Here is a 15,733-nt window from a genome sequence, read left to right on the forward strand (position 1 = left end):
AGGATAAAATATGAAAAAAGTATGTTTTTTAGCCATAGTATTTGCTATGAGCGCTGGTGCGTGGCCTATAAACGAAGCTAGTAACGCTTTTGAGAGAAAATATCATAATGAAGGTTCTATCTATAGACAGTTAGGACAAGGTAAATGGGAATGTACTGATAGATATGCTAAAGACTCAGCTGAGCTTGAATGGTGCATAAAAGGCTGGAATTATATGGATGAAAAGCTAGAAAGTAAGAAGAGGGATTGGTGATATACGCTTTCAAAAGTAGGCGTTTTTTAATCCAAAAACTAACCATGATTGCTTAAAATGATATAAATTTAAAAGGCAAAAAAATAAATGTTTCTAAACAAAAATATCATTTTATTGCTTTTAGGGCAAGGTTTTAGTGGCGCTGTTGTCTCTTTGCTAACTTTTAGTAGTGGATTAGCTGGAAAGTGGCTGCTTGATGGTATTTTGTATGCTAAGGCTCCTAGTTGTCTGCATTGTTATAACAGTAGTTTTGCCTCGCTTCCTATCTCTGCTACGCTTTGTGGAGCTTTTATAGCTGTATTTTTTTCATCAAATTTAATGCAAAAATTTGGTAGAAAAAAGGTCTTTTTATATGCTTCTTTGATTGGTTGTTTGGGCGCTGGTTTTGCTATGTTTTCACTAGTGTCTGGGCTATTTTATCTATTTTGTTTTGCGACTTTTTTGCTCGGATTTTTTACTGCGCTTAATCAATTTTATAGATTTTTAGCTAATGAAGCTCTAAATTTAGCTACGCAAAATGACAAAAACAGAGCTACAGCCTTTGTCGTAGCAGGTGGGATAATGGGTGGTATTTTAGGACCAAATTTAGCAAACATCGGCACTTTGATATTTGATACGCCTTTTGTTGGCTCATTTTTATTTGTGCTTTTGCTTTGTGCTATAAATTTTGCTATTACTCTGCCATTAACGCTTACTTCACCAAATACTAAAAAACCATCTCAAAAAGTTCCTTTACTAACTTGCTTAAAAGAGCCAAATTTCATTCTTGCTACGCTAGCTTGCGCTTTTGGATTTGCATTTATGACGCTCATTATGAACGCAGCACCACTTGCGATGAGTGAATATAAATTTAGCTATGACGAAGCTAAAAGTGTGCTTGTGTGGCACTTCATAGCTATGTATGCACCAAGCTTATTTTTAGCGTTTTTTATGAAAAATTTAAGTCCGTTTAGGCTTATTTTACTTGGGATTTTGTTTTATTTGATTGCTGTTTTGGTAGCACTTTTTAGCGTGAGTTTTTGGGGATTTTGGGTGAGTTTAGTGCTTGTTGGTATCGGCTGGGCTTTTAGTTTTAATGGCGGAACATTTATGCTAAATGCCATAAACTCAGAGTATAAACTACGCTTACAAGGTCTAAATGCCATTAGCATTTTTGGAGCAAATTTGTTAGCAAGTTCTAGCGTAGGATTTGTGCTAGCAAGTGGTGGTTGGGAAGTGCTAAATTTGATTTCTTTTGGATTTATAGTGATATTTTTTATTTTGTTTTATATATTTAGAATGCAAGATAATCTTTAAGCCCAAACTAGCTATAATAACCACTAAATTTAAAGCAAGACAAAGGCGAAAAATGAATATCTTGATAACCGGAGGAGCTGGATATATCGGCTCTCACGTTTTAAAAGCTCTGTTAGAAGAGGGTGGGCATAATATAACAGTTGTAGATAATTTCTACACAGGAAGTAAAGAGGCGTTAGTAACGCTTGAAAAAGTTGGGAAATTTGAGTTTATAAAATGCTCTTTAGAAGACACTTCTAGCCTTAGGGAGATTTTTAGAGAGCGTAATTTTGAAGCGATCATACATTTTGCAGCGTATATAGAAGTATTTGAAAGTACGGTAAAACCACTGAAATATTATCTAAATAACACGGCAAACGCCGCAAATTTAATAAATTTAGCTGTTGAACACGGTGTGAGTAAGTTTATATTTAGCTCGACTGCTGCTACTTATGGGGAGCCTAGTAGCGGCGTAGTTGATGAACAAAGTGAGCAAAATCCGATCAATCCATACGGTAGAAGCAAGCTCATGACAGAATGGATCTTAAAAGACGCCGCGCTTGCAAACAGGGATTTTAAATTTGGTATTTTGCGTTATTTTAACGTAGCTGGAGCAAGCACGGATGGGCTTATCGGTCAAAACTATCCAAATGCGACTCACTTAATCAAAGTAGCCACTGAGACGATTACTGGAAAAAGAGAAAGTATGAGTATTTTTGGGAGTGATTATGCTACAAAAGATGGAACTTGCATAAGGGATTACATCCATATAGAAGATCTTGCGAGTGCTCATTTGGCCGTACTTGAATATCTAAAAACAAATGATAGTGATATATTTAATGTTGGCTATGGTAGAGGATTTAGTGTAAAAGAAGTCATCGAAACAGCTAAAAAAGTCAGCGGAGTGGATTTTAAAGTATTAAACGCCCCGCGCCGTGAGGGAGATCCAGCTATGCTTATATCAGACGCTAGTAGGCTTAGAAATAAAACTAGTTGGAAACCGACTCGCGAGAGTTTGGAGCTCATCATTAGCTCAGCTTTAGAGTGGGAGAAAAAACTTAAATGAAAATAGCAGTAGTAGGTATAGGATATGTTGGATTAGTCAGTGGAGCTTGTTTTGCAAAGATGGGTAACGATGTTATTTGTATAGACGTCGCAGAAGAAAAAATACAAAATCTAAAACAAGGCATTATCCCAATTTATGAACCAGGTCTTAAAGAGATAGTAATCGAGCATTATGAGAAGCAAAATTTAAGATTTAGCACAGATATCAAAGGAGCTTTAAGCTTTGCTAATGTTGTTTTTATAGCAGTCGGTACGCCTATGGGCGGAGATGGACAAGCGGATTTAAGATATGTTTTACAAGTTGCAAAAAGCATAGGCGAACATATGCAGCGCCCACTCGTCGTGGTCGATAAAAGTACAGTTCCAGTAGGAACTGCGCATAAAGTAAGCGAAGTTATATCAAAAGAGCAGCAAAATAGAGGCGTGGAGATCAAATTTGAAGTAGTTAGCAATCCTGAGTTTCTAAAAGAAGGAGCTGCTGTTGAGGATTTCTTAAAGCCTGATCGCGTTGTGGTAGGAGCTAGTAGTGAGTTTGGATTTAATGCTTTAAGAGAGCTTTACGCGCCGTTTATGAGAAATCATAACCGCCTTATAGAGATGGATGTAAAAAGTGCAGAGATGACGAAATACGCTGCAAACTCTATGCTTGCTACTAAAATCAGTTTTATAAATGAGATGGCTACCATCTGTGAAAAAGTCGGAGCAGATATAAATATGGTTAGGCGCGGGATTGGAAGCGACTCTCGTATAGGATACAGTTTTATCTATCCTGGATGCGGTTATGGTGGAAGCTGTTTTCCAAAAGACGTTGAAGCACTTATCTACACCGCTAAACAAAACGGTATAGATCCGTTGGTTTTAAAAGCAGTTGAAGATAGAAATAAAGCTCAAAAAAGAGTGATTTTTGATAAGATAAATACATATTTTAATAGCAATTTAAAAGGTAAAACTATAGCAATCTGGGGGCTTGCATTTAAACCAAATACTGATGATATGAGGGAAGCAACTTCCATAACTATTATAAAGTTACTTATAAAAAATGGAGCTAAAGTACAGGTTTTTGATCCAAAAGCTTATGCTGAAGCTAAAATTTATTTTAAAGATTTAGATGTGGTTTATGCTCCAAACAAATATGATGCTTTAAATGATGCTGATTGCGTAGCGTTACTGACTGAGTGGAGTGAGTTTAGATCTCCCGATTTTATAGAGATGAAAAATCGCCTTAAAACTCCTATTATATTTGATGGACGAAATCAGTATGATAGAAATATTTTAAAAGAGCTTGGATTTATATATTTTGAGATAGGTGTTGCTAATGATTTTTAAATTTAAAAAAGTGTCTAAAAATGACATTTACTTACTAAATATAAATTTTTGCAATGCAAAATGCATAACTTTATAGGTTTTGAAAAGATGAATTTATTTATCTACAAAATAAAGTGATTTGTTTGCAATGGCTTTAAATCTTATATCAAGTATCGTAGTTTTTAGTCTTCAGATGCTTATAAATTTCTTTTTAACTCCTTTTATCTTAAAGGTTTTAGGAGATGAAGCGTATGGATTTTTAGGCCTTGCAAACTCATTTGTAAATTACGGTTATATCTTAACTTTGGTTATAAACTCAGTCGCAGGACGCTTTGTGGCGTATGAATACCACAGAGGAAACCTCTTGCAAGCAAGCAAATACTACTCATCTGTTCTTGCCGTAAATTTCATATTTTGTATTTTTATCTGCGTGGTTTGTTCTGCTTTTATACTAAATTTAAAAGAGTTTATAAACGTTTCAGAAGCCTTAGTGGACGATGTCAAGCTCACTATGGCGTTTTATTTTATAAATTTTTGTTTAGGACTTTTTAACGCGGTTTTAACCATAAGTGCTTTTGTGAAAAACAAGCTTTATATGATTTCAGTTAGAAATGCCATTTCGACTGCGATTTTCGCGTTTGTTTTGGTGGCGCTTTTTTATATTTTTAAGCCGATGATCTACTACACCGCGGTTTCTGCGTTATTAGCGTCGATTTTTGTATTTGTCAGCGCGATTTATATAACGAAAAAACTACAAACCGGGCTTAAGTTTAGGCTGAAGTATTTTAGGCTAAGCTTAATCAGAAAACTCATAAACTCAGGAACTTGGAATAGCTTTAATATGCTAAGTCATACTTTGATAAATGGTATTGACTTGCTGCTTTGCAATATCTTTATAAATGCAGCTTCTATGGGAATTCTCTCTGTATCAAAAGCTGCTATTTTGATAGCTGAGTCATTTATAGGTACTGTTGGCGCGACTTTTATGCCTAAATTTATAGAGTTATACTCAAAACAAAGCATAAATGATCTCATAAACGAAGTGAAGTTTTGCTTAAAAACGTTGGCTTTTATAAGTATCTCTCCAGTAGCTGTATTTGCAGTGCTTGGAAGCGAATTTTATACTCTTTGGCTACCTTTTAAAACTGCTTATGAGATAAGTTTTATTTACAATCTTTCTCTCATCGCTTTAATACCAGTAATTTTTATAGCAGCTATGCAGCCTCTTCTTAGTTTAAACACGGTTACAAACAAGCTTAAACGCCCTGCCATCGCAAATCTTATTATGTCTTTTAGTGTTGTTACTTTTCAGCTGATTTTTATAAAAGATTTCGGGCTTTATTCTATCGCGATTTGCGCAAGTAGCGGATATTTGGCTAGAATAATTTTATTTGATATACCAAATGCCGGAGTAAATTTAAATCAAAAAATGAGTCTATTTTATCCGGTATTTTTAAGAAATGTTTCTGTTTTTGCCGTTATTTTAGCTTGTTTATATGTGATGCATAGCTTTTTTGTGATAACTACTTGGAGTAAATTTGTACTTTATGGATTTTTTATGCTTTTGGTCGGATATGCTTTGAGTCTGTTTTTTATATTTGACAAATTTGAGATGTCTGTTTTGATGAGAAAATTTAGCTTAGTATTGAACAAAATAAAAAATAGGAGAAGCCTATGAAGGTTTTATTTGTCATCTCGACTCTTAGGGCAGGTGGTGCTGAGAGAGTCGCTAGCACTTTAGCTCATAAATTTAGTCAATGTTTTGACGTAACTCTTTTAAAATTCGATAACGACGAGCCGTTTTATGAGTTGGGAGATGAAGTAAAGCTAAAAGAGCCGGGTTTAAGCGTAAGTGACAAGGGAATTTGGGGAAATTTAAAAAAGAGATTTGGCAAGATATTTTGGATAAGAAAATTTATAAAAGATGAAAAATTTGATCTAGTTGTGTCGTTTATGGATAGTACGAATTTACTTGTAACACTAGCAAATTTGGGCTTAAAAAGCAGACTTATCATAACTGAGCATAGTTATCATAAATTTCTAAGCATAAAATGGCAGATATTAAAAAGAATTTTTTATCCGCTTGCAGATGCTCTTGTCGTTCTTACAAAAGAGGATTTGAGACATTATGATTTTGTAAAATCAAAAGTAATCTATAATCCTATGTTTTTAAATGGTTTTGATACCAAACTAGAAAAAGAAAATTTGATCTTGTTTGTAGGACGCCTTATAAAAGTAAAAGGTTGCGATATCTTTTTACGCAGTTTAAATTTGATAAAAGACGATCTAAAAGACTGGAAAATAGCTGTTTTGGGCGATGGAGAAGATAAAGAGAGCTTATGTAAATTAGCTTTAAATTTAGGGCTAAATGTAGAGTTTAAAGGAGCGGTAAATAATATATCTGATTATTATAAAAAAGCAAAAATACTAACTCTTAGCTCAAGAAGTGAAGGGCTAGGAAATGCCCTCATAGAGGCGATTTTTTACGACGTCCTTAGGGTGGCGACTCCTACAAGCGGCGCAAAAGAACTGATAAATGATGGATTTGATGGTCTTTTAAGCGAAGATTTTGAGCCACAAAGTTTAGCCAAAAAGATCAAAATAGCTTTAGGATATGATCTAAGCTTGGTTGAAAATGCAAGATCTAAAAGAGATAAATTTGAGCTGGAAACTATTTTTAAAGAGTGGGAAAATTTGATAAAAGAAGTCGTAAAATGAAAATACTTTTTTTTATATCGGCCATTAGAAACGGTGGAGCTGAGCGAGTTTTGCAAGCTTTAAGTAACGCTTTTTTAGAGATAAATCATAGTTGTGAAATAGTGTATTTTGAAGAAGATCTTCATCTTTATGATTTTAAGTGTAAAAAGACGCATTTAAATATATATCAAAATACAAGTCTTTTATCTAAATTTAGCAAATTTATAACTATAAGAAAATTCATAAAAAGTAAAAAACCAGACGTCATCATCTCGTTTATGGATCAAACAAATATAAATTTGATAATTTCAACTATGTTTATGAAAAGAAATTTGATTATAACAGAACACGTTAGCCACGACCTTTTGAAGTCCAGGATTTGGAGATTTATCAGGGATTTTAGCTATAGATTTGCTAGCGGACTTAGTGTGCTTAGTAAGGCTGATTTTGAGTATTATAAATTTGTCAAAAATAGAGCCATTATATACAATCCGATTTTTGAATTTAAAAATGGTGAAAATATACAAAAAGAAGATATTATATTAAGTGTTGGGCGGCTTGAGTTTGTTAAAGGCTACGATATTTATTTTGAAGCTTTAAGTTTGATAGATAAAAATTTACTTAAAAAATGGAAAATTTACGTAGCAGGAAGTGGAAGCTTAGAAGCAGATCTTAAAAAAATAGCTCTAAATTTGGGCTTGCAAATAGACTTTTTAGGCTACAAAGAAGACATTGTTAAGCTTTATAAAAAAGCTAAAATTCTAACTCTTAGCTCAAGAAGCGAAGGGCTTGGAAATGTTTTAATAGAAAGCATATTTTACGGTTGTGCTAGAATTTCAACTCCTACAAATGGGGCAAAAGAGTTGATAAATGATGGCTTTGATGGATTTATAAGTGAAGACTTTAGTCCTAAGGCTTACGCCTTAAAACTTGAAAAAATGCTAAAAAATAGCGATTTATTAAGCAAATTTAGTGCAAATGCAAATTTGAGAAAACCACAATTTAAGATAGAAAATATCATAGATCAGTGGCAAACATTTATAAAAGAGTGCGAAAAATGAAAAAGATGAGTGTATTTATATATTCTATGGCAGGAGGCGGTGCTGAAAGAGTAGTGAGCAACCTTTTAACGGAGCTTGTAAAAAAGTATGAAATTCATCTGATTTTGATGAATGATAGAATTTCTTATGAAATTCCAAGCAGTGTAAAACTACACTTTTTAGAGCGTTCAAAGCCGTTTGAAAATGGGTTTTTGAAGCTTATAAAACTTCCTTTTTTGGGTCTAAAATACAAAAAACTTTGTAAAAATTTGGGTATTGATTTACATTTTGTTTGGATGAATAGACCTTGTTATGTGGCTGGATTTGCTAGAGTATTTGGCGATAAAAAACTTCTTGTGATGAACGAGTGTTCGACTCCTAGCGTTCTTTATAAAGTGCCAAATCTCAAAAGTCGTATAAGCAAAACTCTGCTTAAATGGCTCTATCCAAAAGCTGATTTTATCTATCCAAATTCACAAGGGAATTTAGACGATTTACGTGATAATTTCGGTATAAATCCTACTAAAATGAGAGTTCTATACAACGCTTTAAACTTAGAAGAGATAAAAGAAAAAAGCAAAGATGAAATTTCCCAAACAAAGCCGTTTTTTTTGAGTGTTGGCAGGCTTGATAGCGGTAAAAATCACGAGCTTTTGATAAGAGCTTATGCAAATTTAAAAAACTGCGATAAGGATCTTTTGATACTAGGCGATGGTGTCTTAAAAGAGCATCTACAAAACGTTATAAATGAGCTAAATTTAAACGGTCGAGTAAAGCTTTTAGGATTTGATAATAATCCATATAAATATATGTCAAAATGCTACGCTTTTGTTTTTGTAAGCCTTTTTGAAGGCTTCTCAAACGCTCTTATAGAAGCACTTGCTTGTTCTAAACTAGTCATTTCAAGCGAACATAAAAGTGGCGCAAAAGAGCTACTTGGAGATAATGAATGGGGTGTTTTAGTTCCTTTAAACGATGAAGTCGCCACTACTAGAGCTATGCAAAAAGCTTTGGACGAGCCTCTTTGGGTGAAAATTTATGAAAAAAACGCTATCATAAGAGCAACACTCTTTGATAAGAAAGAAATAGCCCAGCAGCTTACTATAGAATTAGAGGATATGTATGAAAAACTTGGTTAATTTTTTGTCTCTGTTTAGATCAAATACATTTATATTGATTATTTTAGCATACGCTTTTAGCGTGATTTGTAGATTTGAATGGACATATTGGGCCAGTAATTACGCTGAGTTTTTTTGGAATAATCAGCTTATGATAAGCACAAATGACGGATATGCGTTTGCAGAGGGCGCTAGGGATTTACTAGCTGGATTTCATCAGCCAAATGATCTTAGTTTTTATGACGCTCCGCTTTGCTTAGTAAGTGCTTTTTTGGTTAAAGTAACTCCGTTTTCTCTAGAAACCGTACTCGTTTACCTGAGCGTTTTTTTAGCCGGACTTGTGGTTGTACCTATAATCCTCATCGCAAGAGAGATCGGAGATATAAAAGCTGGGTTTGTAGCCGCACTGCTAGCAAGTATCGCAAATAGCTATTATAACCGCACTATGGCTGGGTATTATGATACTGATATGCTTATCATCGTAATGCCGGTTTTTATATTTTGGGGGCTTATAAGACTTAGTATTAAAAAAGATAGTTTGTCATTTTTGATCACTTCGTTTTCTATGCTTATTTATAGCTGGTGGTATCCATCAAGCTTCTCTTTAAATGCGGCTATTACGCTATTTTTTGGACTTTATACTTTTATCTTTGATAGAAAAAATATTTTAAACTATCAAGCTATTTTGTTTATGATAGTCGCCATAACAAATATAGAGTATATCTATAGAGGCATTTTCATACTGGTGCTTTTTGCGATTTTTAGATTTAGGTCAAATTTAGTAAATTTAAAATTTATGCTCATTGTAGCTGCAGTCGTATTTGGGGCTTTTGTAGCTTTTGGCGGACTAAATCCTATCTGGTTTCAACTCAAATTTTACGTATTTAGAAGCGTTAGCGATAGCGATGACGTGATGTTTAAGTATTTTAACGTAAATCAGACTATAATGGAGTCAGGCATCGTAGATACCACTCTTTTTGCACAGAGGATAAGTGGAAGCGTGGTTGTATTTTTGCTTTCATTAGCAGGATACATACTGCTTTGCTTTAAAAATAGACTATTTTTGATAACGCTTCCTATGGTTGCTCTTGGATTTTTGGCTTTAAAAGGTGGGCTTAGATTTACTATTTACGCTGTTCCTTTTATGGCTTTTGGATTTGGATTTATACTATCTTACCTTTTAAATTTGATAAAAATAGACAAAAAGCAACGTAAGACTATACTGTATTTAGTTGGAATTTTTAGTTTTTTACCGTTTGTAATTTTAGCATTTTTGCAGGTTATAAATGGTGAGTTTTTAGATGAATTTAAACTTTTAGCGCCTATTTTTGTGATAGTTTATACTCTATATTATTTTAAATTTAGAAAAGACGCTAAAATGATGATACTATTTCTAGCAGTATTTTTTGCGATCATTCCAAGTATGATACACATTTATGAGTATAAACCGCTTACGGTATTTATGAATAGCGAAGTAAAGGTTTTAGACAGGCTAAAAAACATCGCAGATAGAGAGGATTATACTATTGCATGGTGGGATTATGGATATGGGATTAGGTATTACAGCGATACAAAGACTTTGATAGATGGCGGAAAACATTTAGGGCGTGAAAACTTTGCCGTGAGTTTTGCTCTATCTAAGCCACAAGAATCTTCTGCAAATATGGCTAGACTTGAGGTAGAATACACAGAAAAAGCCTTTAGCGATAAAAATAAGAGCTCAAATTTAAATAGAATGCTAAAAGACTTTAGGATACCTAATGTAAATGAATTTCTGCTATCTTTAGGGGATCAAAATTTCACTATTCCTCTAAAAAGTCGCGATATCTACTATTATTTACCAGATCGTATGATCCAAATTTTCCCAGTCGTAACAAAGTTTTCAAGGCTTGATCTTATCAGTGGTAAGGAATTTAGCGATCCGTTTTTTATACCATCAACTTCATTTGCACAAGGCAAAGATGGTATCATTTTGAGTGAGGGCATCATAATCTCAAATGACGGAACTAACATATCATTTAACGGCAAAACGTTTAGAACAAACACATACATACAAACAAAATACGACGAGAACGGAACGCTTAAAAAAGATATTCATCATATAGATGATACTGGAATGTTTTATATCGTATATATGGCTGATTATGGTAGATTTTTGATAATGGATAAAGAGATGTTTGGCTCTACATATATAAAGCTTTTCGTGCTTGAAGATTATGACACAAATATTTTTGAGCCAGTCATTTTGGATCCGAGCGCGAAAGTTTATAAGCTCAAAAAATAGGAGAAGTTTTATTTGCACAGCAGTAAAAGTGTTAGTTTATGTGTGAAGTAAAAATAAAAAAGGTTTTAAACTATGGCAAGAATTGGTTTTTTATCGCACTCTGAAAATAGGGGTACCCCGCTTGCGGGGACTTTAGTGTTGGCGTGGAGTTACGAACTTGTTCGTAACGACAATACGCAATAGACGAATATCAGAGTTAAATTTATAAAAGGTTTTAAACTATGGCAAGAATTGGTTTTTTATCGCACTCTGATATGAGCGTTTATTACTTTAGAAGCCCTATAATGAGAGCTTTAAAAGCACGTGGTCATGATGTTTTTGCGATCATTCCAGATGGAGTTTATACAAGTAAAGTGCAAAGCGAGTTTGAGACGGCTATATATGAGATAGATAAAGCTAGCCTAAATCCTATGCGAGCTTACAAAGATACGAATGACCTTACAAAAGTTTTAAGATCATTAAATTTAGATATGCTTCAAACAGGAGCTCATAAATCAAATGTGTTTGGCTCATGGGCAGCAAAAAAAGCAGGTATAAAAACTGTCATAAATTTAGTTGAAGGACTTGGAAGCTTTTATATCCATAATGATATCAAAACTTTAATTGTTAGAAAAGTTATAGAGTTGCTTTATAAAAGAGCATTTAAGATAAGCGATGCTTGTATTTTTGTAAATGACAGCGATCCTGATTATATGATAAAAAAAGGTCTTATAGATAAATCAAAAGTAAGGCGTATAAAAAGTGTCGGTGTAAATGCTTCTGAATTTGATCCAAATTTAGTAGAGCCTTTTAAGCTTAGTGATAAAAAAGTCGTACTTATGGTAGGCAGAGCACTTTGGGATAAAGGCATAAGGGAGTTTTATGAGGCAGCAGATATATTAAGTCATAGAAAAGACTGCGAGTTTGTCTTCGTGGGTGATGGATATTTAGGAAATCCAAGTAGTGCGGGTGAGCAGTTTTTGAAAAATAAAAACGTAAAATGGCTAAAATGGAGCGACAATGTAAAAGAGATCTTAAAAGGCTCATACGTTTATGTTTTACCTAGCTATAAAGAGGGTTTTCCACGTACTGTTTTAGAAGCTATGAGTATGGGTCTGCCTTCAGTCGTGAGCAACTGTTCTGGAAATATTGAAGCGGTGACTAACGGTATAAATGGGCTTGTTTGTAACACTAGAGATCCGCATTCTCTTGCTAAAAATATAGAAATTTTACTAAATGATGAAGAGCTTGCTAGTAATATGGGTAAAAGTGCGCGCGAGTTAGTTTTAAGGCAATACGACGAACCTATAATAGTAGAAAAATATTTGGAAGTTTATAAGGAATTTATAGATGTATAAGCTATTTTTTAAACGTTTTTTTGATTTTCTAGGTGCTTTGGTGCTTATCGTTTTAACAAGTCCTGTGATGATCATAGCTTTTTTTGCTATAAAAAGACGTTTGGGAAGCCCTGTTATTTTTACGCAAAGTCGCCCTGGACTAAATGAGAAGATATTTAAGATATATAAATTTAGAACTATGAGCGATGAAAGAGATGCTAATGGTGAGCTTTTGAGTGACGAGATAAGGCTAGGTGAGTTCGGAGCTAGGCTTAGAAGCCTTAGTATCGACGAACTTCCTCAGCTTTTTAACGTGCTAAAAGGAGATATGAGCTTCATAGGACCGCGTCCGCTTTTAGTAGAATATCTACCTTTATATAACGATGCTCAGCGTCTTCGTCACAGTGTGCGTCCTGGTATCACAGGGCTTGCACAAGTAAATGGTAGAAATGCTATAAGTTGGAGTAAAAAATTCGAATATGATAGCTTCTATGCTAGCAATCTAAGCTTTATGCTTGATCTTAAAATAGCGCTTTTAACTATAAAAAAAGTTATAAAAAAAGAAGGTGTTAGTCGTGAAGGTATGGCAACTACGCAAAAATTCAATGGACACAACTGATGAAACAAATTTATATTTATGGATTTAGCGGACATGGAAGGGTTTCTTCGGACGTGGCTAAGGCAAATGGCTATGATGATGTGATATTTTTAGATGACGCTAGTGAGTTTAAATTTAGCCCTGATCTTCCAAAATATGATATTTTTATAGCTATAGGTAACTGTGCTATAAGGCAAAAGCTTCAAAAAAGAGTTTTGGAGTGTGGTTTTAACGTAGTAAATTTGATCCATCCAAGTGCGATTATCAGCCCAAGCGCTAAATTTGGTAAAGGTGTTTTGGTTATGCCTGGCGCTGTTATCAATGCAAATGCACTTATATATGATGGGGCTATCATAAACTCAGGAGCAGTGATCGAGCATGATTGTGTCATAGGAGAGTTTGCACATATCTGCCCTAGAGTTGCGTTAGCAGGAAACGTAAAAGTTGGAAAAAGAACGTGGATAGGAATAGGTAGCGTTGCTATCCAAAATGTGAGTATAAAAGACGATATTTTTATAGGCGCTGCAAGCGTGATACTAAAAGACATCTTAAATGGACAGCTTGCTTATGGATCGCCTTGTAGGGTTGTTTCTTAGGTCAAATTTAAAGAAGTTAGATAAAATTTATAAAAAACGGAGATGAAAATGATACAAACTTGCCTTTTTCCAGCAGCTGGTTATGGCACGAGGTTCTTACCCGCAACTAAAAGCTTACCAAAAGAGATGCTTCCTATCCTTACGAAACCTCTCATTCATTATGGTGTTGATGAAGCTAGAGAGGCTGGTATGAGCAATATGGCATTTGTCACTGGACGTGGAAAAAGGGCTTTGGAGGATTATTTTGATATAAGCTATGAGCTTGAACATCAAATCGCAGGAACGAGTAAAGAATATATGCTAAGCGAGATCAGAGAGCTTATGAGCTCATGTACATTTAGTTTTACGCGCCAACAACAGATGAGAGGATTAGGGGACGCGATATACTCGGGAAAAACGCTAGTCGGAGACGAAGCTTTCGGGGTTATTTTGGCTGATGATTTATGTATAAATGAAGATGGGGTTAATGTCTTAGCTCAAATGAGTGAAATCTATGAGAAATACCGTTGTAGTATAGTCGCAGTCATGGAAGTACCAAAGCAAAGTGTGAGCAGCTATGGTATAATTAATGGTAAATTTATCGAAGATGATCTGATAATGGTAAATGATATGATAGAAAAACCAGATACTAGCGAAGCTCCTACAAATTTAGCTATAATCGGTAGATATATTTTAACTCCGGATATTTTTGAGATCATAGAAACTACAAAACCTGGTAAAAACGGCGAAATTCAGATCACTGATGCACTTTTAAAACAAGCTAAAAACGGTATGGTTTTGGCTTATAAATTCAAAGGACGTCGCTTTGACTGCGGAAGTGTGGCTGGATTTGTCGAAGCTACAAATTTCTTTTATGAGAGCGAAAATGGTAATAAATGAGCTTAAATTTTCAAGATCAGATATACAAAATATCAGTTCATACGAAAGGCGTATGAATGATGAGCTAAAAGAGGGCGAGATAGGTTACTATCATCTTCCTGATTTTGGATATGAGATCTTAAATGAAATTTCTGAGTTTAAAAACAGAACCGAATTTAAAAAAGTAGTTTTGATAGGAGTAGGAGGAAGCTCTCTTGGGGTTAAGGCTGTTTACGAGATGCTGGGTCCTAAAATTCCTTTGGTTTTTTTAGACAACATAGATCCGTTTGATATAGAAAATAAGCTAAAAGATATCAAATTTAACGAAACTCTTTTTATCCTCTCTAGTAAATCTGGAACGACTATAGAGCCTATAAGCATTTACAAATATATTTTGGGCTTATATAAACCTAAAACTTTTGAAAATTTCATAGTTATTACGGATATTGATAGCAAACTCGAAGCTTATGCCAAACAAAATATCGCAGTTTTTAATATACCAAAAAACGTCGGAGGTCGCTTTAGCGTACTTTCGGCTATCGGACTTGTACCGCTTGGGCTTTGTGGTGTAGATACCAAAAAAATGCTTGATGGTGCATTGTCTTGTAAAAAGCAGTTTTTAGAAGAGGGCGATGATACGATATTGCAAAAAGCGTATCATTATGCAACGCATAAAAATGCAAAAATAAATGTTTTGTTTAGTTATAGCACAAGACTAAAAAGTTTTAACGACTGGTATGTGCAACTTTGGGCTGAGAGTTTAGGAAAAAAACGTGGATATAAAAGAGTGGGACTTACTCCAGTCGGACTCATAGGAAGCAAGGACCAGCACTCTTTTTTACAGCTTATAATGGAGGGTGTAAAAGACAAAACGGTTACTTTTATAACTTTAAAAGATCATTCCAGCACTATTTTGGTACCAAATTTAAGTCTAAAGAATTTAGAAAGTTGTGATTTTGCAAATTCGCTTTATATGGGCGATATCATTAATGCCCAAGCAAGATCTACTATGCAAGCATTACTTGGGGAAAATATCAGCATTGATACTATAAGCCTAGATGTTTTAGATGAGTGGCATGTCGGATTTTTAGTGTATTATTATGAGCTACTTACAAGCGCAGTTGGGCTTATGCTAGGTATAAATACGTATGATCAGCCAGGAGTTGAAGTAGGCAAAAGAATACTTAAAAATTTACTATCAAATAAGTAGTATTATTTGGATAAATTTTGATAATGAATTATCAAAAAAACTGCCATAAAATGGCTATAAATTACTTTTTATTTACCATTTAATAGATATAATCTAACTTTGAAGGAAGGTTATATCT

At 34.2% G+C, this 15,733-nt stretch carries 14 protein-coding genes; all 14 read left to right on the forward strand.

The features are described 5' to 3' along the window. The first annotated feature begins 10 nt into the window (after positions 1–10). Positions 11–253: a hypothetical protein gene (locus tag CHHT_RS01815; protein ID WP_034962310.1), complete on the forward strand. Its 243-nt coding sequence runs from the start codon at positions 11–13 to the stop codon at positions 251–253. A gap of 87 nt (positions 254–340) precedes the next feature. Beyond that, positions 341–1,549, forward strand: a complete 1,209-nt coding sequence (locus CHHT_RS01820; RefSeq protein WP_034962308.1) for an MFS transporter — start codon at positions 341–343, stop codon at positions 1,547–1,549. Positions 1,550–1,601: 52 nt separating this feature from the next. Continuing rightward, positions 1,602–2,594: a UDP-glucose 4-epimerase GalE gene (gene galE, locus CHHT_RS01825; RefSeq protein WP_064019634.1), complete on the forward strand. Its 993-nt coding sequence runs from the start codon at positions 1,602–1,604 to the stop codon at positions 2,592–2,594. Beyond that, on the forward strand, positions 2,591–3,919 hold the full coding sequence (locus CHHT_RS01830) for a UDP-glucose dehydrogenase family protein (RefSeq protein ID WP_034962306.1): 1,329 nt from the start codon (positions 2,591–2,593) through the stop codon (positions 3,917–3,919). Before galE ends, CHHT_RS01830 begins: the two co-directional genes overlap by 4 nt. Before the next feature lie 127 nt (positions 3,920–4,046). Next, the gene (locus tag CHHT_RS01835; RefSeq protein WP_034962304.1) at positions 4,047–5,576 is read left to right on the forward strand and encodes an oligosaccharide flippase family protein; all 1,530 of its coding nucleotides are present in this window, start codon (positions 4,047–4,049) and stop codon (positions 5,574–5,576) included. Further along, the gene (locus CHHT_RS01840) at positions 5,573–6,616 is read left to right on the forward strand and encodes a glycosyltransferase (RefSeq protein WP_034962302.1); all 1,044 of its coding nucleotides are present in this window, start codon (positions 5,573–5,575) and stop codon (positions 6,614–6,616) included. Before CHHT_RS01835 ends, CHHT_RS01840 begins: the two co-directional genes overlap by 4 nt. Continuing rightward, the gene (locus CHHT_RS01845) at positions 6,613–7,656 is read left to right on the forward strand and encodes a glycosyltransferase (RefSeq protein WP_034962300.1); all 1,044 of its coding nucleotides are present in this window, start codon (positions 6,613–6,615) and stop codon (positions 7,654–7,656) included. The genes CHHT_RS01840 and CHHT_RS01845 overlap by 4 nt, the downstream gene beginning before the upstream one ends. Further along, the gene (pglJ, locus tag CHHT_RS01850; protein WP_034962298.1) at positions 7,653–8,774 is read left to right on the forward strand and encodes an N-acetylgalactosamine-N,N'-diacetylbacillosaminyl-diphospho-undecaprenol 4-alpha-N-acetylgalactosaminyltransferase; all 1,122 of its coding nucleotides are present in this window, start codon (positions 7,653–7,655) and stop codon (positions 8,772–8,774) included. The genes CHHT_RS01845 and pglJ overlap by 4 nt, the downstream gene beginning before the upstream one ends. Then, the gene (locus CHHT_RS01855; RefSeq protein WP_034962296.1) at positions 8,758–11,037 is read left to right on the forward strand and encodes an STT3 domain-containing protein; all 2,280 of its coding nucleotides are present in this window, start codon (positions 8,758–8,760) and stop codon (positions 11,035–11,037) included. Before pglJ ends, CHHT_RS01855 begins: the two co-directional genes overlap by 17 nt. A 221-nt stretch (positions 11,038–11,258) precedes the next feature. Next, the gene (gene pglA, locus CHHT_RS01860) at positions 11,259–12,374 is read left to right on the forward strand and encodes a N,N'-diacetylbacillosaminyl-diphospho-undecaprenol alpha-1,3-N-acetylgalactosaminyltransferase (RefSeq protein WP_034962294.1); all 1,116 of its coding nucleotides are present in this window, start codon (positions 11,259–11,261) and stop codon (positions 12,372–12,374) included. After that, the gene (gene pglC, locus CHHT_RS01865) at positions 12,367–12,972 is read left to right on the forward strand and encodes an undecaprenyl phosphate N,N'-diacetylbacillosamine 1-phosphate transferase (protein ID WP_034962291.1); all 606 of its coding nucleotides are present in this window, start codon (positions 12,367–12,369) and stop codon (positions 12,970–12,972) included. The genes pglA and pglC overlap by 8 nt, the downstream gene beginning before the upstream one ends. Beyond that, positions 12,972–13,547 carry a UDP-N-acetylbacillosamine N-acetyltransferase gene (gene pglD / locus CHHT_RS01870; protein ID WP_034962289.1) on the forward strand — a complete coding sequence of 192 codons (576 nt, stop codon included), beginning with the start codon at positions 12,972–12,974 and terminating at the stop codon, positions 13,545–13,547. The genes pglC and pglD overlap by 1 nt, the downstream gene beginning before the upstream one ends. Before the next feature lie 48 nt (positions 13,548–13,595). After that, positions 13,596–14,426, forward strand: a complete 831-nt coding sequence (gene galU / locus CHHT_RS01875; RefSeq protein WP_034962287.1) for a UTP--glucose-1-phosphate uridylyltransferase GalU — start codon at positions 13,596–13,598, stop codon at positions 14,424–14,426. Beyond that, the gene (locus CHHT_RS01880) at positions 14,413–15,615 is read left to right on the forward strand and encodes a glucose-6-phosphate isomerase (protein WP_034962285.1); all 1,203 of its coding nucleotides are present in this window, start codon (positions 14,413–14,415) and stop codon (positions 15,613–15,615) included. Before galU ends, CHHT_RS01880 begins: the two co-directional genes overlap by 14 nt. Positions 15,616–15,733: the final 118 nt, after the last annotated feature.

It is taken from the genome of Campylobacter hyointestinalis subsp. hyointestinalis, assembly GCF_013372145.1.
In the GTDB taxonomy this organism is placed as follows: Bacteria; Campylobacterota; Campylobacteria; order Campylobacterales; family Campylobacteraceae; genus Campylobacter; species Campylobacter hyointestinalis.